Raw genomic sequence first — 21,079 nt, forward strand, 5'->3', positions numbered from 1 at the left:
GCGGTGGAAAAGCATTTCCTATCATACGACAAGCTGCTGTCTTCTTCTTCCCGAAAAACCAAGTATCCGGAAATCCTTGTATTCTAGCCATCATTCTGCTTGTTAATCTTGGCATGCCATCGAAATCTTTTTCTGGAGCATCATTAGCAACACCTCTTCCATCTACACCCAATTCTGCCCAAGCATTTCTAGCACGAACAGGTCCCAAATCTGGTCCACCATGTTTTTTAGAACCACCAACCAAAGTTGGTGCTATTTTGTTTGCCTCTTTAGCCCATTTCTTTGCTCCAATCCATTTATTGGCAGACATTAAATCAAATAAAATTTCTCCAACTGTTGGGGTTTCCTTATTATTGCTTTTTGGATACTCAAATATACCTTGTTCATCTTTTTTTATACCAACTATAACAACACGTGGTCTAAGTTGAGGAACCCCATAATCAGAAGCGTTTAATAATTGTATATAAACATTATATCCTTCATTTTCAATAGATGATAATATATATTCCCGATATTCATTAAAACTAGAATCTAAAAAACCTCTTACGTTTTCTAGCATAACAGCTCTTGGTTTCATTTCATTTATCAACCTGATTGCTTCAGGAAATAAATCTCTTTCGTCCTCTTTTCCTAACTGTTTTCCTGCTACAGAAAACGGGGGACATGGAACACCTCCAGCCAGCAAATCAATACCTTTATATAATTTACCGTCAAAATTTCTTATATCTTCACAAATAACATTCCATTCCGGTCTATTCATTTTTAAAGTTTCACAATAATCTTTTTCAAATTCTACAAGTGCAACATGATGAAATCCAGCTAATGCTAAACCTAATGCTTGTCCTCCTGCACCTGCACATATTTCAACACAAGTCAGTGGTTTGTGCATATAAATATTCCTCCTTATTTTTCTGCCTACTCCTTAATATACCGTCACAGCGTCACCAAGCGTCACTTGCTGCGCTTGGCATTATCAATCGCCTGACGCAGCTCAGCCAGCTCCTGACTGATAAGCCTTTCCGCTTCCTGATAACGTGCCTCTAAATCCTGGATAGTCTTATCATCTACGGCTTTATTTTCCGCAGTAGCTTCCTGCACCTCCTCCTTAAAATCAAGCAGTGCCTTATACTTCACAGGATAGGAATCAACCTCTTCTATATAATCACGCCTAAAGGTAATATAATTGTAATTTCCCCTCTGCGGATAGTTGTAACGCCAATAATCATATTCGGATTTGGTGATTTTGCCTTCCTGCAAGGCGGTATACATGTCAACCCATTCCTGTAAAACAGCATTTCTGACACCGGTTATACAAGGTTCATCGGGATAAGTCTTTTCAATGCGCAGGTAATACTCACCGTCTATCTTTTTTATTTCTGAGCCGTATTTATCCTCCATTGCAAAGAAAATCTGCATTCTTCTTGCCCATGAGTTGATATTCGGTATATCTAAAGTGCCAGGGCTTATATTAAATATAGCAGCTATTTTTTCCAACATAGCGTCTTTAGGTATCCTGTCACCTGATTCGTATTGGGCAACACGTACATCACAGGTTTTATCACTGAAGCCCAATAATTCACCTAAATACTTTTGTGTGTAGTTGTTTAAACGGCGAAAGAAAGCAATGCGTTCACCTATATTATTTCTTATTATCATCTAGCAAGCTCCTTTTCCTTAATTTGTTTGTTAAGTATAGTATAGCACATTCCTCTAAATAAGCAAGTAAGTTTAGTAATTTTCTCTTTTGCTCTTGACTTTATCTTGATAGTTTAGTATGATTAATCTAGCTACTAAGCATTTTAGTATTGAACTAATCACATTAATTAAGCAAAAGGAGTATATCAACATGCTAAAAGACAAAATCTTCTATCCCACCAACAGTCACCACTCAGCGGCCAGCTCTTCCCTGCAAACAGTTACCCTGCCCGAGCTGTACGACACCGCCTACATGCCTGCCACCGCCTTAATCGACAATTTTCTCTACAGCGGCGTCTATATTTTGGCAGGACCACCAAAAACAGGCAAATCCTTTCTTATGGCTCAGCTTGCTTACCATATTGCCGCAGGTTTGCAATTTTTTAACCATAAGGTAACACCTGCTTCCGTACTTTACCTTTCCTTGGAGGATGATTTATCACGTCTGCAAAAACGCTTTTCACGGATGTTCGGCGTAGAGGGCAACGCCAATTTATATTTAGCTACCCAGGCTGACAGCTTAAACAAAGGACTGCAGGAACAATTGACGGAATTTTTGCAAAGCAATCCTGCTACTAAGCTGGTAATTATTGATACACTGCAAAAGATTCGCGAATTTACCAGTTCCTCCTACAGTTATGCTTCTGATTACCACATCATCAACATTCTTAAGGAAATAGCAGCGCGCTACAATATTTGCATCGTTGTCGTTCATCATACCAGAAAAATGGAGGCAGAGGATAAATTTGATAAGATTTCCGGCACAACCGGTCTCTTAGGTGCCGCTGACGGAGCGATGATCCTGCAAAAGGAAAAACGTACTGACAAGCGTGCTCAATTGAATATTGTCGGGCGCGAGCTGCCGGATCAGGAAATTATTATAGAATTTATGCCTGAAAACTGTACCTGGAAATTCATCCGCTCCTGCCAGCAATTATGGGAAGAGCCGAAGGATTTGCTGCTGGAACAGGTTGCAGCTTTAGTCAGCGACGAGAATAAAATTTGGCACGGCAGCGCAACACAAATGCTGCAGGCCCTTAATATAAGCACTGATGATATAAAGCCCCACATTCTTTCCCGCAGGCTTAATGTCAAAGTTGACAAGCTTTATAATGACTATGGTATTTATTATCATAACAAGCGTTCCAATAAAGGCTCTGATATTACCTTGAAGAAGCTGGACGCCAAAACTGCGTGACGCTTGGTGACGCTGTGACGGTTTTCCGGATACAGCTGACAAATTTTATCATAAGCAGCGAAAAAAATATGCTTACAATTTGCATTCAACGCAAACAAAAACCCCCGTCCTAACGGACGGGGGTAATTTTTTTGGCATTGTCGCAATGCTTATTACAGCTTGTGAGTAGTACGCAAGCGGGCAACAGCTCTCTTCAGCGCGTTTTCGGCACGAACAGTGTCAATGTCTTCGCTCTTGGAAGCAAGACGTTGCTCTGCACGTTCTTTAGCTGCGGTTGCACGAGCGGTATCAATATCTGCATCAGCTTCGGCAATAGTTGCCAGAACGGTGCATTTATTGTCTTTCATTTCCAGAAAGCCGCCGCAAACAGCAAATTCTTTAACGCTGCCGTCAGTGAACTCCAGCTTCATCGGCGCAATATCCATGGTCGCAATGATAGGCATATGTCTAGCTTTGAGGCCCAGATTACCGGACAAAGCACGGAAACCCACATAAGTTACTTCTTCAGAAGTGAACAGCATCTTATCCGGCGTGACAATTTCAAAAGAAAACGGAGTAGCCATCTATTAATCCTTCATAGTTGCAGCCTTGGCAACAGCGTCATCAATGGTACCAACCATGTAGAAAGCACCCTCCGGCAGGTCATCATGCTTGCCTTCGAGGATTTCTTTGAAGCCGCGGATGGTTTCCTTCAGAGGAACATATTGACCGGGGGTACCGGTGAACTGTTCAGCAACGAAGAATGCCTGGCTGAGGAACTTCTGAATCTTACGAGCACGGGCAACAGTTACTTTGTCTTCCTCGCTCAATTCTTCCATACCCAGAATTGCGATGATATCTTGCAATTCTTTGTAACGTTGCAGGATAGCCTGTACGCCACGAGCAACATGATAATGCTCTTCGCCGATTACCAGCGGATCGAGGATACGGCTGGTGGAGTCGAGCGGGTCAACTGCCGGATAAATACCAAGCTCTGCGATTTGACGAGACAATACGGTGGTTGCATCCAAGTGAGCAAAGGTGCCTGCCGGAGCCGGGTCAGTCAAGTCATCCGCAGGTACATATACAGCCTGTACGGATGTGATAGAACCGGTCTTGGTGGAGGTAATACGCTCTTGCAGTGCGCCGATATCGTTTGCTAGGGTAGGTTGGTAACCTACTGCGGAAGGCATACGGCCGAGCAATGCGGATACTTCGGAACCAGCCTGAATGAAACGGAAAATGTTATCGATAAAGAGCAGTACGTCCTGGCCGCCAACATCACGGAAGTATTCTGCCATGGTCAGGCCGGTCAGACCAACACGCATACGTGCTCCAGGAGGCTCGTTCATCTGGCCGTATACAAGAGCAGTCTTGTTGATAACGCCAGACTCTTTCATTTCGCCCCACAGATCGTTGCCTTCACGAGTACGTTCGCCAACGCCTGCGAATACGGAATAGCCGCCGTGTGCAGTAGCAATGTTATGGATAAGCTCCATAATAATAACGGTTTTACCTACGCCAGCACCGCCGAACAGACCGATTTTACCGCCCATTGCATACGGAGCGATAAGGTCAACGACTTTAATGCCGGTTTCCAAAATTTTAGTAGCTGTAGCCTGTTGGTCAAAGCTCGGAGCCGGTCTATGAATAGGCCAGTGATCAGCTGCTTCAACCGGAGTGTCATCATGGTCTACAGTTTCACCTAAAACGTTGAAGATACGGCCCAGTACACCAGGACCAACCGGAACGCTGATAGGAGCGCCGGTATCTACAACTTCCATGCCACGAACCAGACCGTCGGTGGAGCTCATAGCAACAGCGCGGACAATGTTATTGCCGATGTGTTGCATAACTTCTGCGGTCAGGTGGATTTTTACTTTACCCTCATCGGTGGTGCCATCAATGTGCAGCGCGTTGAGGATAGCAGGCATGCTTTTAGGAGGAAACTCTACGTCGATAACAGGGCCTACAACTTGTACGATTCTACCTGTATTCAAGGTTTTAGCCTCCCTACGAAATATCTAATTAGTTTTGTGCCTGTTTCAGAGCTTCTACGCCGCCAACGATTTCGTTCAGCTCGCGGGTAATGGAAGCCTGACGTGCCTTGTTATAGGACAGCTCCAGGTTTTGTACCAGCTTGCCTGCGTTATCGGTAGCAGAGCTCATAGCAGTCATACGAGAACCCAACTCACTGGCAGCAGATTGTACCAGTGCAGCGTAAACTACAGTTTCCAGATACTTAGGTGCAAGTACCTGCAGAGTTTCGTCTTCATCAGGCTCGAAAATAAAGCTTGCGCTAGCTTTGCCTTTCTCCTTTACAGGAGGCTCTACCGGCAGAATCTTGTCGCTGGTAGGAATTTGGGACAAAGCGGTTTTGAAAAGTGTAAACACAATATGCAGCTCGTCGAAATGCTCGTCAGCAAATTGTTTGATTGCATCCTGAGCAATTTCTACTGCATTTGCGTAAGACGGTCTGTCGGAGTAGCCGAAGTGGCTGCTCAGCACTTTATAGCCGCGACGTTGGAAGAAATCTCTAGCCTTACGGCCGCTGGTGATAATGACTACGTCATGCTCACATTCGGAAATCTCCGCAACTGCTTTTTTCAAAGCGTTGGAACTATATGCGCCTGCCAGACCTTTATCAGAGGCGAGCACCAGATAACCAACTTTTTTAACATCACGATGTTGAAGCAGCGGGTGTTTTTTGGCACTTAAGCCTGCAAGGATGCTCGGATCGCTCACAACGCTGGATAACACTTCTTTGATCTTGATGGCATACGGACGGCTTGCAGCAGCTCTTTCCTGCGCTCTTCTGAGGCGGGCAGCAGCAACCATTTTCATAGCCTTCGTGATCTTGCCAATGTTACCTACGCTTTTCATGTGGCGATGAATCTCGCGTGCAGTAGCCATTAGTTAATCACCTACCTTCACTAACAAAGGTATCCTTGAACTCGGCGATAGCTTTCTTCAGAGCTTCTTCGTTCTCATCAGTGATTTTCTTGGTTTTGATGATGTCTCCGCCAACTTCCGGATGGTTAGCTTCCATGAAGTCCAGGAATTCTTTTTCGCAGCGGGTTACATCTTTAACTGCTACGTCATCCAGATAGCCTTTGGTACCAAGGTAAATAGCCATAACCTGTTTTTCAACAGACAGCGGGCTGTATTGGCCTTGTTTCAGAACCTCGGTCAGACGTTGACCACGGTCCAGCTGTGCTTTGGTAGCTTTATCGAGGTCAGAAGCAAACTGAGCAAATGCTGCCAGCTCGCGGAACTGAGCCAGATCCAGACGTAAGGTACCTGCAACCTGCTTCATAGCTTTGATCTGAGCAGCACCACCTACACGGGATACAGACAGACCGGAGTTGATAGCCGGACGGATACCGGAGTAGAACAGCTCGGATTCAAGGAAGATCTGACCGTCGGTAATAGAAATTACGTTGGTCGGAATGAAGCCGCCTACGTCACCTGCCAGGGTTTCGATGATCGGCAGTGCGGTGATGGAACCGCCCTTCAGTTCATCGTTCAGCTTAGCAGCGCGTTCCAGCAGACGGGAATGCAAATAGAATACGTCGCCAGGGTATGCTTCACGTCCTGGAGGACGACGGAGCAGCAGGGACATTGCACGGTATGCAACGGCGTGTTTAGACAGGTCGTCGTATACGCACAGAACGTCTTTGCCCTGATCCATGAAGTATTCAGCCATGGTTACGCCAGCGTACGGAGCCAGGTATTGCAGCGGAGCGGAGTCAGCAGCAGTAGCAGCAACGATGATGGTGTATTCCATAGCGCCGTGTTGTTCCAGAGTACGAACAATACGAGCGATGTTAGAAGCCTTTTGGCCGATAGCTACATAAATGCAGATAACGCCCAGGCCTTTTTGGTTGATGATGGTGTCGATTGCAACTGCAGTCTTACCGGTACCACGGTCGCCGATGATAAGTTCGCGCTGACCACGTCCGATAGGAACAAGTGCGTCGATACATTTAATACCGGTTTGCAGCGGGGTATCAACGGATTTACGATCTGCAATACCATGTGCAGGAGATTCAACCGGACGACGTTCAGCAGCAGCGATTTCGCCTTTGCCGTCGATCGGGTCACCGATAGCGCTAACTACACGGCCCAGCAGGTTTTCACCAACAGGAACCTCCATGATGCGGCCGGTACGGCGAACAACGTCGCCTTCTTTGATTTTGGTCTCGCCGCCCATCAGTACGATACCAACGCTGTCCGGGTTCAGGTTCAGAACCATGCCGGATACGTTGTGGGGCAGTTCAACTAATTCGCCAGCCATAGCGTTTTTCATACCGATAACGGTTGCGATGCCGTCACCGATTTTTTCTACGATACCAACTTCTTCCAGATCAGCATCCACATTGTAATTCTCCAGCTTGTTGCTGAGAGCATCACCCAGGGCTTCCGGTTTGGTGTACTCGTGAACGTCGATGCCGTTCAGAGCAACTTCCATTTTCTTCAGCTTGCGCAGTGCGGAAGCGTCGAATACCTTATCGCCAACTTGTACGATGATGCCGCCGAGGATAGACGGGTCAACTTTCTTGTTCAGGAAAATCTCACGGCCCAGTTTCTCGGTCAGGATTACAGAAATGGATTGATACTCGTCAGCCGACAATTTCTTGGCGGTAGTAACGTTTACATCTAACAGCTCTTTAATGGAGCCCAGATCGATTTTGAAGTCGGACAATTGTTGCTTAATTAAAGCAATATTTTCTTCTGTCTTCATATTGTACCAATCACCTCCGAATACCGGGGTTTTGCCTGCTGTTTCGCATTTCAGCGGCATACTTCCGGCTTAATAGGGAAAGCAGCAAAATTATTTCATGATAGAATCAACGATTTTGCTAGCCATTTTTTTGTCTTCTTCAGAACCTAACTTTTGTTCTACGATCTTGCTAGCAGCAATCATGGACAGGTTGATAACTTGTGCACGAACTTCGTCCATAGCTTTCTTCTGTTCCAGTGCGATTGCTTCTTTAGCAGTTGCAATAACCTGATCTTGTTCAGCTTTGGTGTCTGCCATGATCTTGTCATGAGCAGCCTGAGCAGTTTTGCGGGCAGCATCAACAATAGCTTGAGCTTCTTGTTTAGCTTCAGCCAGCTTTGCAGCGTATTCAGCTTTAACTGCTTCTGCGTCAGTCTTAGCCTTTTCTGCAGCTTCCAGATCGCTTGCAATTTTGTTCTTACGCTCTTCCATAATGTTGCATACGGGTTTGTAAGCGAATTTTGCAAGAACGAAAACTAAAACTAAAAAGTTCAGGATCTGCGCGATAAGTGTTGCATTGAAGTTAACCAATTATAGCACGCTCCTTTTTGTAATATCTTGCAAAATTAAATTATTTAATGAACGGGTTAGCGAATACCAGAACGATAGCGATTACATAGCACAGAATAGGCATGGATTCGATCAAGCCTACGCAAACCAGCATGTTGGTAAAGATTTTACCAGCTTCTTCCGGTTGACGAGCCATGGATTCAATAGATTTGCCGCACATGTTGCCGTTACCGATACCAGCGCCAGCAGCAGCACCCAAGCAAACAAGGCCTGCACCGATTACAGATGCAGCAGTAATGATTGCATTTTCAGACATTTGTTTCATCCTTTCGAAATTGTGATTTTAAATTTTTTTTGCTTAAAAAGCTTAGTGTTCGTCGTGGCTAGCAAATGCCAGTGCATAGCTGCCCAAAGACAAAATGGTAAAGATAAAAGCCTGAACGAAGCCAATGAACAGGGAGAACATTACCCACAGTTCAGGAACTACCCACGGAGCCAGCTGATACAGTACGATCAACAGGATTTCGCCTGCCAGGATGTTACCAAAGAGACGAAGAGCCATGGTCAGCGGTTTAGTCACTGCATCCAAAAGATGCAACGGCAGGAATGCCGGACTCGGGCTGATGAAATGTTTAAAGTGGCCGATACCTTGTTTCGCCACACCAACGCAGTACGCGCTAAACGCAATTAGCAAAGAAAGCGCAAAGCAGGTATTAATGTCATTGGTAGGTGAAGTCCAGTGAACGCCAATCTGCGGAAGCAAAATGCCCAGTTCGTTTGCTACCAGGATAAACATAAACAAGGTAACGATGAACGGTGCCATAAATTTACGGCCTTTGGATCCCAGGTTGTCTTCCATCAGACCATTTAAGAAATCAAGAATGATTTCCATTGCATTCTGCAGTCCGGAAGGAACCATTTTCGGGTTCTTACAAACCAGAAGGAACAGTACGAAGACGATTGCCATGGTTACCCAGGTCATGTACATGGTTTGCATGTTAACCTCACCTAAAAAGGTAGATTGGGTAAGGTAATGGATAATCTCTCCGGATTTTTCTGCACCTTCAGCTGCTGCATTTCCCATTTTTACACACTCCTTTCTTCACGCCCTCTCATTTTGATGTTGGTACGCGATAAATAATAGATTTAAAATAAAGAATATATGTATCAGAAGAAACCCGCCGAATGCGCCATGCACCGCAAGCTTCATCCTTAACATCGTAATAATAAACGCGGCCGCAGCGGCCAAACGGGCCCAGCGGAAACGCTTCATGATTTTCAGTCCCTGCTTTGGCACCTCTACGTAAGGCAGAGATTTTTTAATGCCTAAAAACAGAATGGACAGATCTATAGTACCTGCCAGCACGCCGCAAAGCACGCCGTGGGCAAAGGCACTGCGCTGCCATAACCAGAGCGGCACCGCTACGAGCAGCGCACACATACAGATGCGCGCTACAAAGGCGTTCGCGCCGTTTCTCGCTATGGGAGTCAAATCAAAATTACTTTTCATCCTTCTTATGTTCGGTGTCCCGTGAAAGGACGCTCCTCTGAATCAGATTATAGTAGGTCATAACAAGTGAAATAATTGCCAGGCCGATGCAGATGCCCCGCATCGTATGGTCGCCGGTTTCCAGATGACGGTCGAGCCAGTCGCCGCCGAAGTACGCCAGCATAAAATCAATCACGGCCATAAACGCCAAAGAGGACACAGTAGCCAAAGCTTCAAGCATCCGCATATGCTCCTTATCGGGTGTTTTATTAGTCATGATTTTTTCACCACAGCACGAATTCACAAATTAATCATATTTACTCTTTTAATTTTAATATTTTTCACAGTTTCTGTCTACGCCTTAGACGCAAATTCCGGCAAATTTTCTACATCAAAGCCATTTTTTCTTAAAATAGCATGGATAATACGCTCGCAGGCCTTGCCGTCACCGTAAGGATTGGCAGCCTCAGCCATGGAGCGATAATGCTCGGCATCATCCAAAAGCAGATTGGTTTCGCGCAGCACATCATCATAAGCGGTGCCTACGAGCTTAACCGTACCGGCTTCAACAGCCTCCGGACGCTCGGTGGTATCACGCAGAACCAGTACAGGCTTGCCTAAGGCAGGAGCCTCCTCCTGAATTCCGCCGCTGTCTGTGAGCGCGATATCAACCTTGGCCATCAGATTGGCAAACGGTTCATATTCCATAGGCTCAATCAGATGCACTCTGTCTAAATGTCCCAGCTCCTCGCGGACGATTTCACGCACCTTGGGGTTTTTGTGTACCGGGAAGATTGCTTCCACATCGGGATGCGCTTCCAGCACACTCTTCAAAGCGCGGTAAACATGACGCATAGGCTCGCCCAGGTTTTCACGACGGTGGGTAGTCATCAGAATCAGACGATGACCGCTGGCGAACACTTTATTGAACTCTTCGTCCTCAAAGCGGTAGCCTTCCTTCACCGTAGTCTGCAGTGCATCGATAACAGTGTTGCCTGTTACCAGAATCTGCTCGGGGCAGATGTTTTCCTTCAGCAGGTTAGCCTTGCTGGTAGAAGTCGGCGCAAAATGCATATCGGCAATCGCACCGGTCAGCTTGCGGTTCATTTCCTCCGGGTAAGGAGAATATTTATTACCGGTACGCAGGCCTGCTTCCACATGGCCTACAGGAATCTGCGCATAAAAGGCAGCCAGAGCCCCGGCAAAGGTAGTCGAGGTATCGCCATGCACCAGCACCATATCGGGCTTTGCTTCCTCCATTACGGATTTCAGGCCCATCAGCGCGCGGGTGGTAACATCATACAGGGTTTGACCTGCCGACATAATGTTCAAATCATAATCAGGCGTAATGCCAAACAAATCCAGTACCTGATCAAGCATCTCGCGATGCTGTGCGGTAACTGCCACAATCGGCTGGATATATTCGGGATATTTACGCATTGCCAGCACCAGCGGGCACATTTTGATGGCTTCCGGACGAGTGCCGAAAACTGTCATTAACTTTATCTTCTCCACGGTTCTTCCTCCCCCTTATCTGTCGTTCAGAATACCGATTTTCTTAGCACCAACGGCAACTGCCGTAATAATAACCGCTATAATAAGTGCAGCGTAGAAGCCGTCGAACTCTGCCCACAGCACAGCTGCAATACCGAGCACGGCAGTAATAGCATACATCAAGAGCACTGCCTGCTTCTGGTTCATGCCCATCGCCAGCAGGCGGTGATGCAAATGGCCCTTATCGGGCTGGAAAATAGGGCGGCCGTTGCTGTAGCGGCGCATAATCGCAAAGGCTGTATCCATAATCGGCAGACCCAAAGCAATCGCCGGTACAATCAGCGCTACGGTAGCAGCAGTCTTGACTGCGCCGTAAACCGAAATAGCTGCCAGCATATAGCCGATGAACATACTGCCTGTATCGCCCATGAAAATAGTAGCGGGATTAAAATTATAGCGGATAAAACCGATAATGCCGCCGGCCAGAGCCGCAGTCATTACAGCTATATGGTAATAACCCATCTGAACCGCAACCAGAATGACCGTCATGGAAGCAATCGCAGATACGCCTGCTGCCAGGCCGTCCAGACCGTCAATCAGATTGACAACGTTCGTAAAGCTGATAACCCAGAAAATAGTCAGCGGTACGGAAATAAACCATTCGTTAAGATAAAAATAGCCGCCAAAGGGGTTGTTTACCCATTCGATACGGATGTCGAAGGCAACAAGAATGCAGGCAGCAAAAATTTGCCCCAGCAGCTTGACCTTTGCCGGCAGCTGATATTTGTCATCCAGTACGCCTACGATGGCAATCACGCTGCCGCCAAGCAGAATGCCGACAATATCCTTCGTCAGCTCCAAGCTTGCCACTGCGGCAATCATAAAGGCAATATAAATAGCCAGACCGCCAAGACGAGGCATAATCTTCTTATGCACCTTGCGGTTATCGGGCTTGTCAATCGCACCGATTTTAAAGGCTAATGTTTTAATATAAGGGGTCAGTATATAGCTCACCAGAGCGGCAAGCAAAAAGGGAAAACCATAAGCACTTAACATTTATTTCTTTCTCCACCGGAATCTGAATCCTTGCACACGAAAAACACTAAACTACTCATTCCTTATATAGTATAACATTTTTGACACTTGCGTCAATTACTTTTATTACAAAAATGCTGAAAGTGGCTATTTTTTCCATAAAAATAACCCTAATTATTCCCATTTATTATAGCATAATATCATTAAGGGAATATATCATTTTGGCATAACTTATATATTGTTTTGTAGAACCGTTATTGACTGCCGGTTTTTTTACAGATTTATCTTCCGATTGCATGCTGTTTTGACAGCTCTTTTTCAAAAAACAATCGCTGTTACGGCTCCTTCAATGCTAGAATCCTCCGTACCGGCTTAAAAATAAAAAAGCTTCCGTACTATCACCTGATAGTTTGGAAGCTTTTTCACGTTAACTTTATTCTTCTTTTTCTGGGAACTTAGGTCTTGGGAAGTTCGGACCGGACGGCTTAAGCGTAAAGCCACGACCGAATACGTCGTTGACGTCACTGATAATCATAAAGGCAGCAGGATCAATCTCACGCACAATGGAGCGTACCTTCGCCAGCTGCGTCAGCTTGATGACTACAAAAACCAGCTCGCGATGACGATGCGTAAAGCAGCCCTCGCCGCTGATATAGGTAACACCGCGGCCGACGATTTTGATAATTGCTTCCGCAATCTCCTCGTGATGCTCGCTGATGATGATAACCTTCTTTTTATAATCAAAGCCTGTCGTAAACGCATTACAGGTTTTGGTCATCACAAAAAAGGTAAGCAAGGTATACAGCACTGGCTCAATACCGAATAAGGAAACACTGGCCAGCAGCAGACAAATATTGAAAGCAAAACCGGTTGTACTGATTGAGATAGAATAATTTTTCTGGATAATAGCGCCGATAATATCCGTACCGCCGCTGGAGCCGCCCACGCGGTACATGCACGCAGCACCGATGCCGTAAAGCACACCGCCGGCAATGCAGGCCAGCAGCTTGTCATGCACTACAGTATAGGTCGACAAAAAATGGAAGAAATCCAGGGATACAGAAAAAGCAATGATACCATAGAGCGCGCTAATGGTATATTCCCTGTCCATATACTTATAGGCTAAAAAGAACAGCGGCACGTTGCAGATTAAGCTGGTAGCGCCCATCGGCAGGCCGGCAACATAATAGGCAAGTACGGCAACGCCGCCGATGCCGCCGCTGAGCATCTTGTTAGGCATATAAAAGGTATTCATGGCAATACCCATAATCGCACAGGCCAAGGTCACCATAGCATAATGGTAAAGTTTTTTCTTCAAAGCGGGATTCATAAAATTCTCCTTTGCAAGCAAAATATTCTGAATATGTTTTTTATGTATATATTGTAACACTTTAACGCAGAAAGGCAACTACTAAATATTTTTCTCGCCAAAATCCCGAACGTTCGAAAAAAATTCTTGCTATGCAGGCATAAGCAGTATAAAATAATACTGTATACAATATTAGGCAGGTGAACTTATAATGAAGCAAATAAAAGAAACGGCATATGCCAAAATAAATTTGGGACTTGATATTCTCGTCAAGCGCGAGGACGGCTACCATGAGGTAAGTATGATTATGCAGAGCGTCGGTCTAAGCGACGAGGTTGTTATCAGCAAGGGTAACGGCATTCAGATCAGCTGCAATCTGCACAACCTCAGCTGCGGTCCTGATAACCTGGCCTACAGAGCAGCCGCATTGCTCGCAGGTCACTGCAATATTATTCCGAACGTTCACATAGCCTTGAACAAAAAAATTTTTCTGGCGGCAGGTCTGGCGGGCGGCAGCAGTGATGCGGCAGCAGTTTTGCGCGGCCTGAACCGTTATTGGGAGCTTAACCTGGAAAATTATGAGCTGGAGCAGCTCGCCGCTCAACTAGGCAGCGATATCCCCTTCTGCATTGAAGGCGGTACGATGCTGGCAACAGGACGCGGTGAAGTCCTCACCAAGCTGAAGGATATGCCTGAAACATGGCTGGTACTGGCCAAGCCACGCGGCCTGGAGGTTTCCACCGCCTGGGTTTACCAACATTTTGACCGCGGTCGTGTAGTACACGCTCCCTGCATCTGGCAGTTGGAAGCATATCTGCGCGAAGGCGGCCAGGCTATCACCCCCTACATGGGCAATGTTTTAGAAACTGCCACCATCCCGGCACACCCCGTTATAGCCTCTATCAAGGCTGCTATGCTGGGAGCAGGTGCCTACTACGCCCTCATGAGCGGCAGCGGTCCGACCGTCTTCGGCCTTACTGCTGACAAAGAAACTGCCGAGCGCGTACAGCAGGCACTGACAGATTTTGATGTAGAAACAGCAATTACGACAACTATCGGAAGGAGAAAATAAATATGTCCGGACATTTGCAGCCTATAAAACTAGACAGCTACAAGCCTCTGCGTGAGCTTGTCTGTGAAAATATCCGTCAAGCTATTATTGACGGCACCTTCAGCCCCGGTGAACGCCTGATGGAAATCCAGCTGGCTGACGAAATGGGCGTAAGCCGTACGCCCGTGCGTGAAGCTATCCGTAAGCTGGAGCTGGAAGGCTTTGTAGTTATGATTCCCCGTCGTGGCACCTACGTTGCCGATATTTCCATTAAGGATATCACCGAAATTTACGAAATCCGTATCAGCCTTGATATTCTGGCTGCCGGTCTGGCTGCCGAGCGTATTACGGATGAGGAGCTTGAACAGCTTAACGGTTATCTTATCGAAATCGGCCAGCATATCGCCAACAATGATATGGATAAAATCGTCGAAGTAGATACTGCTTTCCACGATATGTTATACACTGCCAGCCGCAACGAGCGCCTGCGCAGCATCATCAATAACCTGCGCGAGCAGATGACTACTATCCGCGGCCGTTCCATGAGCTACCCGGGACGTTTGGTGGAAACCATGGACGAGCACCGCAATCTGGTAGAAGCTATTGCTGCCCATGATGTAGAACGTGCGCAATACGCAGCCCGTATCCATCTGGAAAACGCCGAGCACACCCTCATGCGTTCCCTCAGCGAGCATCTGCCGCAGAAGAAGGCGTAAGCATGACAACTGCTAATATAGATGCTTTTATTGCAGCAGGCGGTCTCAGTCCCTGGCTGAAGAACTGCGCCGGCACCGAACACCGCTGCCTGGCACCGCTTGGCGACAAGCGCCTCATAGACTATATCATCGCAGCCCTACTGGGAAGCGGACGCATCCGCCGCATTGTCGTAGCGGCCCGCCCCGAAGCCTTGCCGCTTTTGGAGGGCACGTTACCGGCCAACATTCTGCTGTGTGAAGCCGCAGGCGACCTGCCGGCTACAGCCGCTGTCGCCGCTGAAGCCTTAGGCCCTGATGCCAGCGAAAAGCTGCTGGGAGTATGCGACGACATTCCGCTGCTGACTTCGCTTGCAGTACGCGACTTTCTTGCAGCCTGCAATGCCTCACCTGAAGGCCAGCTTTATTATCCCATCATCCCCAAGGATGCCTGCCTGAGCGCCTATCCCGTTGCCCAGCGCACCTACGGCAAGCTGCGTGATGGCATCTTTACCGGTGGCAATATGATGCTGATGGCCAAAGAAATTATTCCCGGCGGCCAGCAAAAAGCACGCGAAATCTTTGCTCGCCGCAAATCACCGCTTAAGCTGTGCAACTGGCTGGGCTGGGGATTTTTGCTAAAGCTCCTGTGCCATCGCCTGACAGTGGCTGACGCTGAAGCACGTACCTCCGCACTTCTGGAAATGCGCTGCAAAGCCATCATCACCCGTCATGCATGTATTGGCATGGATATAGATAAACCAAGTGATTTAGAACTTGCAAGGGGGACGCTTATATATGGTAAAAGCCAAAAGAATTGAACGCGTAGCAGCGTTAAGTAAACTTTTAGCCGATCATCCATATCGGCTGTTTTCATTTTCATATTTCTGCAAAAAATTTGCTATCGCCAAATCCACCCTCAGCGAGGATGTTTTAGCCGTAAAATCCGGTTTGGAGCTTTACGGCCTGGGCAAGGTAGAAACCGTTTCCGGTGCTGCCGGCGGCGTGCGCTTTATCCCCGGCCATCTGCCGGAGGATGACGCAGCCTTCTTGGAAGAGCTGGCTGCCCGCCTCACCTCTCCGGACCGCATCTTGCCCGGCGGTATGCTTTATACTACCGATATTCTCTGCCATCCGGAAACCGTAGTGCGTCTGGGTGAAATCTTTATGCTCCGCCTGCAAGAGCTGGCACCGGACTGCATCATGACGGTTGAAACAAGCGGTATTCCGCTGGCTATGCAGACAGCGCGTGCGTTTAACGTGCCTCTTGTTATCGCCCGTCACACCAGTGATATTACCGAAGGCAGCACCGTCAACATCAATTACGTCAGCGGCTCCACCAAGGTTATCCAAAACATGGCCATGCCCAAGCGCGCATTGCAGCCCGGTAGCCGTGTGCTAATTGTGGATGATGTTATGAAGGGCGGCGGCACCGCCAAGGGCATGATTGCTTTAGCGCACGAAGTCGGCGCTCAGGTTGTAGGCAAAGCCTTTTTAATCGCCACTGCCGCACCGGAACGCAAACTGGTAGAAGATTATACTGCCTTCTTCACCCTGCATAACGTAGACGAAGAGCAGCAGAAGGTAACATTGGAAGTAAATAAATAATATATAATACGTCAGGCTGACTATAAGTTATCAGATGTTAAACGAAGTTGACGACGGCGTACTACTTGTACGTCCAGGAACCGTTGTGACGCAGATGATGCCTTATGGACAGCCAGGAATTTTATTAACTTTAAACTACGTCAGGCTGGCTAGAAGGTACCAGATGCTAAACGATGGTGACGACGGCGTACTCCTTGTACGTCTAGGAGCCGTCGTGACGCAGATGGTGCCTTATAGACGGCCAGGAAAGGAAGAACTGTAATGTCAAAATTAGTAGCAATCATCCTCGCCGCAGGCAAAGGAACAAGAATGCGCAGCAAATACCCCAAGGTACTGCACAAGGTAGGCGGCAAGCCCATGCTGCAGCACGTAATTGACGCAGCAAGCGCTGCCGGCGCAGACAAAAAGGTGGTTATCGTAGGCCATGAAGCAGAGCTGGTAGAAGCAATGGTAGGCAATCAGGGAACTATCGCCCTGCAGGCCGAGCAGCTTGGCACCGGCCACGCTGTAATGCAGACTGCCGATGCCCTGAAGGACTTCCACGGCACTGCACTCATCCTGTGCGGCGACACTCCGCTGCTGGACGGCGAAGAGCTTAAAAAGTTCTGTGAAGCACATCAGGAAAGCGGCGCTGCTGCTACCGTACTTACGGCAATTATGGATGACCCGTTCGGCTACGGCCGCATTGTTCGCGATGCTGACGGCAATGTACAGGGCATCGTAGAGCAAAAGGATGCTACCGAAGAGCAAAAGGCTATCAAAGAAATCAATACCGGTATTTACTGCATGGAATGCCCGCAAATGTTTGACGTGCTGGCTACCCTGACCAACGACAATGCCCAAGGCGAATATTACCTGACCGACGTACTGCAAAAGCTCAACGAAGCAGGCGCTAAGGTCGGCGGTATTTCCACTGATGACAGCGATATGGTTATGGGCATCAACTCCCGCAAGCAGCTTTCCGTTGCCGAAGGCGTTATGCGCCAGCGCATTTTGGATAAGCTGATGGACGCAGGCGTAACCATTATGGATCCTGCCAGCACCTTCATCGAAGCAAGCGTAAAAATCGGCCGCGATACCGTTATTTATCCCTACACCTGGCTGGAAGGTACAACTGAAATCGGCGAGGACTGCGAAATCGGACCTAACGCCCGCTTCACTAATGTAAAAATTGGTGACGACAACCATCTGCAATTCATCTACGGCCATGACTGCGAGGTTAAAAACCACGTTACCGCCGGTCCGTATGTGCATCTGCGTCCCGACACCGTTATCAGCGACCACGTTAAAATCGGCAACTATGTAGAGGTTAAAAACTCTAACGTAGGCGAAGGCACCAAGCTGCCGCACCTCACCTACATCGGCGACAGCGATATCGGCAGCGGCGTTAACATGGGCTGCGGCTGCATCACCGTCAACTACGACGGCAAGAAGAAGCATCGCACTGTTATCGGTGACAACGCCTTCGTCGGCTGCAACACCAACCTTGTTGCTCCTGTTACTGTGCAGGCCAACACTTACATCGGTGCCGGCAGCACTATCACCAAGGAAGTACCCGAAAATGCTCTGGGCATTGCACGTGCCCGTCAGAAAAATATCGAAGGCTGGGCCGAAAAATACCGCAACGAAAGTAAATAAGCTTTTATAGTCACATATGTGTCAAAAAGTTTACAAAAAACTTGTGATTTACGTGTTTTTTGTGTATAATTAAATTTAAGTAAAGTTTTGCTCATCGCACCAGCAAACTACAACAAGGTAATTTTGGAGGGATTGGACATGTTGTCTGACGAGAATAAGTTAAGAATATTTACCGGTAATGCAAACCCTGATCTGGCACGCGAAATCGCTGCTTACCTCGGAACCACCGTTGGTGATTCTGTAGTTAACCGTTTCAACAACGGCGAAGTTCAGGTAATGATTAACGAAAGTGTACGTGGCAAGGATATCTTCATTGTACAACCGACCTGCGGCCCTATCGTTAACGATAACGTAATGGAGCTTTTGATTATGGCTGATGCCTTCAAACGCGCCAGCGCTAACCACATCACTGCTGTTATCCCCTACTATGGCTATGCACGCCAAGACCGCAAAGCACGCGGCCGTGAGCCTATCACTGCTAAGCTGATGGCAGACCTGCTGGAAACTGCAGGCATTACCCGTGTAGTAACCATCGACCTGCACGCTGCACAAATTCAAGGCTTCTTCAACATCCCCTTTGACCATATGCCCGGCGGCCCGCTGATGGCAGAATACATTAAATCCAAGAATCTGGAAGACATGGTTGTTATCTCTCCGGACCTTGGTGGCGTAAGCCGTGCCCGCAATTTCGCTGAAATGCTGAATGCACCGCTGGCTATCATCGACAAACGTCGTCCGGAACCCGGCGTTGCTGAGGTTATGAACCTGATCGGCGACGTTAAAGGCAAAACCTGCATCATGGTAGACGACATGGTTGATACCGCAGGTTCCCTGACCGAAGGCGCACGCGCTCTGAAGAAATTCGGTGCTAAAGAAGTATATGCATGCTGCACTCACCCGATCCTGACCGATCCGGCACTGTCCCGCATTGCTCAATCCGATATCACCGAGCTGGTTGTTACCAACACCATTCCTCTGGCTCCTTCCAAAAAGCACCCGAAAATTAAGGTGCTCTCCATTGCGCCGATTCTGGCAGAAACCATTCTGCGCATCTACAATGACTGGTCTGTAAGCCAATTATTCGATACCAAACACTAAGCGTAATATAAAAAGGCTTGCCTCTGGCAAGCCTTTTTGTTATGATTAAAGCCGGCAAAACTACCGGCTTTAATATTTGGAGTAATTATGCGTATCATTTATCTTCTTATCATCTGTTCCCTTGCCGGCGTACTGCTGCTGTGGCTGGGGATATACAAAAAAATCAGCAGAAAGACTGCCGCTATAAGCGCTGCTCTCAGCCTTGCGCTTGCAGGCACGTTGCTCTTGCTCGCCGTACTTCCCCGCAACAGCTTTTATGGCAAGGTTATAACACATGCGGAAAATACCCACGGGCGCAAGCTCATTGCCCTCACCTTTGACGACGGCCCTTATCCGCCCTATACCCAGAAGCTGCTCAAGCTTTTGGCTGCCAAAAATGTGCATGCCACCTTCTTTATGGTTGGCGAAAACGCTGCCAAGCATCCGGAAACAGTAAAGCTCGTCCAGGCACAAGGACACCTGATTGCTCTGCATGCAGGCTATCACAAAGATTTGCTTAAGCTCAGCAGCAGTGAGGCTGCCGCCAACATCGCCTACGGCAAGGAAACGCTGCAGAGCATCACCGGTACTGCACCGCAGTATATGCGTCCGCCGCACGGCTTCAAGGACTGGAGCACTGTCAAGGCTATCAATGATGCAGGTATGCAGCTAGTAAACTGGAGCATCATTCCCCGCGACTGGACGAACCCCGGCGTGCAGGTAATCGCCGACAGAGTCTGCGAGAACGCAGCCCCCGGTGCTATTGTCCTGCTGCATGACGGCGACAGTCCCAAAAATCTGGCACCGCGTGACCAGACGATTGAGGCAGTCGGCCTCATCATCGACCGTCTGCGTGCAGATGGATATGAATTTGTCACCATCGAAGAACTGAATAAATAAAAAGGAGCAACAAACAATATGAAACTAATTGTCGGCCTTGGCAATATCGGCCGCGAATACGAAAATACCCGTCACAACATCGGCTTTATGGTAGTTGACGAGCTGGCACGCCGTCTTGGCGTGAGCTTCGGTAAGGAGGACCGCAGTGCCTATATGGCAGAATACCGCGCTCCCGAAAAAATCCTCATCATCAAGCCTACCACCTACATGAATCTCAGCGGCGTTGCCGTAGGTGCCTACGCCAACTTCTATCACATCGACCCGAATGATATCGCTGTTATCCAGGACGATATGGATATGCCTGTAGGCCAGCTGCGCATCCGCCGCAAGGGCAGCGCCGGCGGTCACAATGGCATCAAATCCATTACCGAGCATTTAGGCACCGATGCCTTCCCACGTTTTAAAATCGGCATCGGTCATCCGGCACGCAACAACAAAGCTGTTGTCAACCATGTACTGCATGCCTTCCAGGGCGATGATAAAACTGCTATTGAGGCAGCAGTAGCAGAGATGGCTACAGCGCTGGAGGAATGGATTAAATCCGGCGATATCGAAGAGGTTATGCAGGCGCATAACAAGAAAAAGCCCAAAGCTGAAAAGCCTGCGGCTGAATAAGCAATA

At 47.9% G+C, this 21,079-nt stretch carries 23 protein-coding genes; 9 read left to right on the plus strand and 14 right to left on the minus strand.

Going from position 1 to position 21,079, the window contains the following annotated elements; genetic code table 11:
* On the minus strand, nucleotides 1–889 hold an 889-nt coding region (locus BN587_RS00575; RefSeq protein WP_044483872.1), incomplete at its 3' end, for a DNA cytosine methyltransferase.
* A gap of 62 nt (nucleotides 890–951) precedes the next feature.
* Complete coding sequence (locus BN587_RS00580) at nucleotides 952–1,656, minus strand: helix-turn-helix domain-containing protein (RefSeq protein WP_021719229.1); 705 nt, start codon at nucleotides 1,654–1,656, stop codon at nucleotides 952–954.
* 190 nt (nucleotides 1,657–1,846) lie between these two features.
* Here BN587_RS00580 and BN587_RS00585 point away from each other — a divergent pair, with 190 nt between their 5' ends.
* Nucleotides 1,847–2,893 carry an AAA family ATPase gene (locus BN587_RS00585; RefSeq protein ID WP_021719230.1) on the plus strand — a complete coding sequence of 349 codons (1,047 nt, stop codon included), beginning with the start codon at nucleotides 1,847–1,849 and terminating at the stop codon, nucleotides 2,891–2,893.
* 152 nt (nucleotides 2,894–3,045) lie between these two features.
* On the opposite strand, the gene atpC is transcribed toward BN587_RS00585, so the two are convergent.
* The 12 genes from atpC to BN587_RS00645 form a co-directional block, all read right to left on the minus strand.
* Entirely contained in the window at nucleotides 3,046–3,456 is a 411-nt protein-coding gene (gene atpC, locus BN587_RS00590; RefSeq protein ID WP_021719231.1) for an ATP synthase F1 subunit epsilon, read from the minus strand.
* Between the two features lie 3 nt (nucleotides 3,457–3,459).
* Complete coding sequence (atpD, locus tag BN587_RS00595) at nucleotides 3,460–4,872, minus strand: F0F1 ATP synthase subunit beta (protein WP_021719232.1); 1,413 nt, start codon at nucleotides 4,870–4,872, stop codon at nucleotides 3,460–3,462.
* A gap of 28 nt (nucleotides 4,873–4,900) precedes the next feature.
* Nucleotides 4,901–5,785, minus strand: a complete 885-nt coding sequence (gene atpG / locus BN587_RS00600; protein ID WP_021719233.1) for an ATP synthase F1 subunit gamma — start codon at nucleotides 5,783–5,785, stop codon at nucleotides 4,901–4,903.
* A 7-nt stretch (nucleotides 5,786–5,792) separates the two neighbouring features.
* On the minus strand, nucleotides 5,793–7,616 hold the full coding sequence (gene atpA, locus BN587_RS00605; RefSeq protein ID WP_021719234.1) for a F0F1 ATP synthase subunit alpha: 1,824 nt from the start codon (nucleotides 7,614–7,616) through the stop codon (nucleotides 5,793–5,795).
* Nucleotides 7,617–7,706: 90 nt separating this feature from the next.
* Nucleotides 7,707–8,186: a F0F1 ATP synthase subunit B gene (gene atpF / locus BN587_RS00610; protein WP_021719235.1), complete on the minus strand. Its 480-nt coding sequence runs from the start codon at nucleotides 8,184–8,186 to the stop codon at nucleotides 7,707–7,709.
* Nucleotides 8,187–8,226: 40 nt separating this feature from the next.
* Nucleotides 8,227–8,490: a F0F1 ATP synthase subunit C gene (gene atpE, locus BN587_RS00615; protein ID WP_363186368.1), complete on the minus strand. Its 264-nt coding sequence runs from the start codon at nucleotides 8,488–8,490 to the stop codon at nucleotides 8,227–8,229.
* Nucleotides 8,491–8,532: 42 nt separating this feature from the next.
* Nucleotides 8,533–9,249: a F0F1 ATP synthase subunit A gene (gene atpB / locus BN587_RS00620; RefSeq protein ID WP_021719237.1), complete on the minus strand. Its 717-nt coding sequence runs from the start codon at nucleotides 9,247–9,249 to the stop codon at nucleotides 8,533–8,535.
* A gap of 18 nt (nucleotides 9,250–9,267) precedes the next feature.
* A complete protein-coding gene (locus BN587_RS00625; protein WP_021719238.1) occupies nucleotides 9,268–9,675 on the minus strand; it encodes a hypothetical protein in 408 nt (135 codons plus the stop codon).
* Complete coding sequence (locus BN587_RS00630; protein ID WP_303684765.1) at nucleotides 9,665–9,931, minus strand: hypothetical protein; 267 nt, start codon at nucleotides 9,929–9,931, stop codon at nucleotides 9,665–9,667. Before BN587_RS00630 ends, BN587_RS00625 begins: the two co-directional genes overlap by 11 nt.
* A 77-nt stretch (nucleotides 9,932–10,008) precedes the next feature.
* Complete coding sequence (wecB, locus tag BN587_RS00635) at nucleotides 10,009–11,169, minus strand: non-hydrolyzing UDP-N-acetylglucosamine 2-epimerase (protein ID WP_021719240.1); 1,161 nt, start codon at nucleotides 11,167–11,169, stop codon at nucleotides 10,009–10,011.
* Between the two features lie 15 nt (nucleotides 11,170–11,184).
* Nucleotides 11,185–12,204, minus strand: coding sequence for a glycosyltransferase family 4 protein (locus tag BN587_RS00640; RefSeq protein WP_021719241.1), 1,020 nt, complete (start codon nucleotides 12,202–12,204; stop codon nucleotides 11,185–11,187).
* A 412-nt stretch (nucleotides 12,205–12,616) separates the two neighbouring features.
* Nucleotides 12,617–13,513, minus strand: coding sequence for a YitT family protein (locus BN587_RS00645; protein WP_021719242.1), 897 nt, complete (start codon nucleotides 13,511–13,513; stop codon nucleotides 12,617–12,619).
* A 190-nt stretch (nucleotides 13,514–13,703) separates the two neighbouring features.
* Here BN587_RS00645 and ispE point away from each other — a divergent pair, with 190 nt between their 5' ends.
* The 8 genes from ispE to pth all read left to right on the plus strand — a co-directional run bounded on the left by ispE (nucleotide 13,704) and on the right by pth (nucleotide 21,073).
* Entirely contained in the window at nucleotides 13,704–14,564 is an 861-nt protein-coding gene (gene ispE / locus BN587_RS00650) for a 4-(cytidine 5'-diphospho)-2-C-methyl-D-erythritol kinase (RefSeq protein ID WP_021719243.1), read from the plus strand.
* 2 nt (nucleotides 14,565–14,566) lie between these two features.
* Nucleotides 14,567–15,259 (plus strand): GntR family transcriptional regulator, encoded by a 693-nt coding sequence (locus BN587_RS00655; protein WP_009144941.1) that lies wholly within the window; start codon nucleotides 14,567–14,569, stop codon nucleotides 15,257–15,259.
* A gap of 2 nt (nucleotides 15,260–15,261) precedes the next feature.
* A complete protein-coding gene (locus BN587_RS00660; protein ID WP_021719244.1) occupies nucleotides 15,262–16,056 on the plus strand; it encodes an NTP transferase domain-containing protein in 795 nt (264 codons plus the stop codon).
* A complete protein-coding gene (gene purR / locus BN587_RS00665) occupies nucleotides 16,034–16,843 on the plus strand; it encodes a pur operon repressor (RefSeq protein WP_021719245.1) in 810 nt (269 codons plus the stop codon). Before BN587_RS00660 ends, purR begins: the two co-directional genes overlap by 23 nt.
* 261 nt (nucleotides 16,844–17,104) lie before the next feature.
* Nucleotides 17,105–18,481: a bifunctional UDP-N-acetylglucosamine diphosphorylase/glucosamine-1-phosphate N-acetyltransferase GlmU gene (gene glmU, locus BN587_RS00670; protein WP_021719246.1), complete on the plus strand. Its 1,377-nt coding sequence runs from the start codon at nucleotides 17,105–17,107 to the stop codon at nucleotides 18,479–18,481.
* 138 nt (nucleotides 18,482–18,619) lie between these two features.
* Entirely contained in the window at nucleotides 18,620–19,579 is a 960-nt protein-coding gene (locus BN587_RS00675) for a ribose-phosphate diphosphokinase (protein ID WP_021719247.1), read from the plus strand.
* An 87-nt stretch (nucleotides 19,580–19,666) separates the two neighbouring features.
* Nucleotides 19,667–20,458, plus strand: a complete 792-nt coding sequence (locus BN587_RS00680) for a polysaccharide deacetylase family protein (protein ID WP_021719248.1) — start codon at nucleotides 19,667–19,669, stop codon at nucleotides 20,456–20,458.
* Nucleotides 20,459–20,476: 18 nt separating this feature from the next.
* On the plus strand, nucleotides 20,477–21,073 hold the full coding sequence (gene pth, locus BN587_RS00685; RefSeq protein WP_021719249.1) for an aminoacyl-tRNA hydrolase: 597 nt from the start codon (nucleotides 20,477–20,479) through the stop codon (nucleotides 21,071–21,073).
* Nucleotides 21,074–21,079 lie beyond the last annotated feature (6 nt).

This window comes from Phascolarctobacterium succinatutens CAG:287, assembly GCF_000434895.1.
Taxonomy (GTDB): domain Bacteria; phylum Bacillota; class Negativicutes; order Acidaminococcales; family Acidaminococcaceae; genus Phascolarctobacterium_A; species Phascolarctobacterium_A succinatutens_A.

Bases quoted from the DNA above. Each gene is read 5' to 3' on its own strand.
- atpE (WP_363186368.1), bottom strand. From the start codon at position 8,490: ATGAAACAAATGTCTGAAAATGCAATCATTACTGCTGCATCTGTAATC.
- BN587_RS00680 (WP_021719248.1), top strand. From the start codon at position 19,667: ATGCGTATCATTTATCTTCTTATCATCTGTTCCCTTGCCGGCGTACTG.
- ispE (WP_021719243.1), top strand. From the start codon at position 13,704: ATGAAGCAAATAAAAGAAACGGCATATGCCAAAATAAATTTGGGACTT.
- pth (WP_021719249.1), top strand. From the start codon at position 20,477: ATGAAACTAATTGTCGGCCTTGGCAATATCGGCCGCGAATACGAAAAT.
- BN587_RS00660 (WP_021719244.1), top strand. From the start codon at position 15,262: ATGACAACTGCTAATATAGATGCTTTTATTGCAGCAGGCGGTCTCAGT.
- BN587_RS00675 (WP_021719247.1), top strand. From the start codon at position 18,620: ATGTTGTCTGACGAGAATAAGTTAAGAATATTTACCGGTAATGCAAAC.
- atpB (WP_021719237.1), bottom strand. From the start codon at position 9,249: ATGGGAAATGCAGCAGCTGAAGGTGCAGAAAAATCCGGAGAGATTATC.
- BN587_RS00645 (WP_021719242.1), bottom strand. From the start codon at position 13,513: ATGAATCCCGCTTTGAAGAAAAAACTTTACCATTATGCTATGGTGACC.
- BN587_RS00655 (WP_009144941.1), top strand. From the start codon at position 14,567: ATGTCCGGACATTTGCAGCCTATAAAACTAGACAGCTACAAGCCTCTG.
- BN587_RS00580 (WP_021719229.1), bottom strand. From the start codon at position 1,656: ATGATAATAAGAAATAATATAGGTGAACGCATTGCTTTCTTTCGCCGT.
- atpG (WP_021719233.1), bottom strand. From the start codon at position 5,785: ATGGCTACTGCACGCGAGATTCATCGCCACATGAAAAGCGTAGGTAAC.
- BN587_RS00625 (WP_021719238.1), bottom strand. From the start codon at position 9,675: ATGAAAAGTAATTTTGATTTGACTCCCATAGCGAGAAACGGCGCGAAC.
- glmU (WP_021719246.1), top strand. From the start codon at position 17,105: ATGTCAAAATTAGTAGCAATCATCCTCGCCGCAGGCAAAGGAACAAGA.
- BN587_RS00630 (WP_303684765.1), bottom strand. From the start codon at position 9,931: ATGACTAATAAAACACCCGATAAGGAGCATATGCGGATGCTTGAAGCT.
- atpA (WP_021719234.1), bottom strand. From the start codon at position 7,616: ATGAAGACAGAAGAAAATATTGCTTTAATTAAGCAACAATTGTCCGAC.
- purR (WP_021719245.1), top strand. From the start codon at position 16,034: ATGGTAAAAGCCAAAAGAATTGAACGCGTAGCAGCGTTAAGTAAACTT.
- BN587_RS00585 (WP_021719230.1), top strand. From the start codon at position 1,847: ATGCTAAAAGACAAAATCTTCTATCCCACCAACAGTCACCACTCAGCG.
- BN587_RS00640 (WP_021719241.1), bottom strand. From the start codon at position 12,204: ATGTTAAGTGCTTATGGTTTTCCCTTTTTGCTTGCCGCTCTGGTGAGC.
- atpC (WP_021719231.1), bottom strand. From the start codon at position 3,456: ATGGCTACTCCGTTTTCTTTTGAAATTGTCACGCCGGATAAGATGCTG.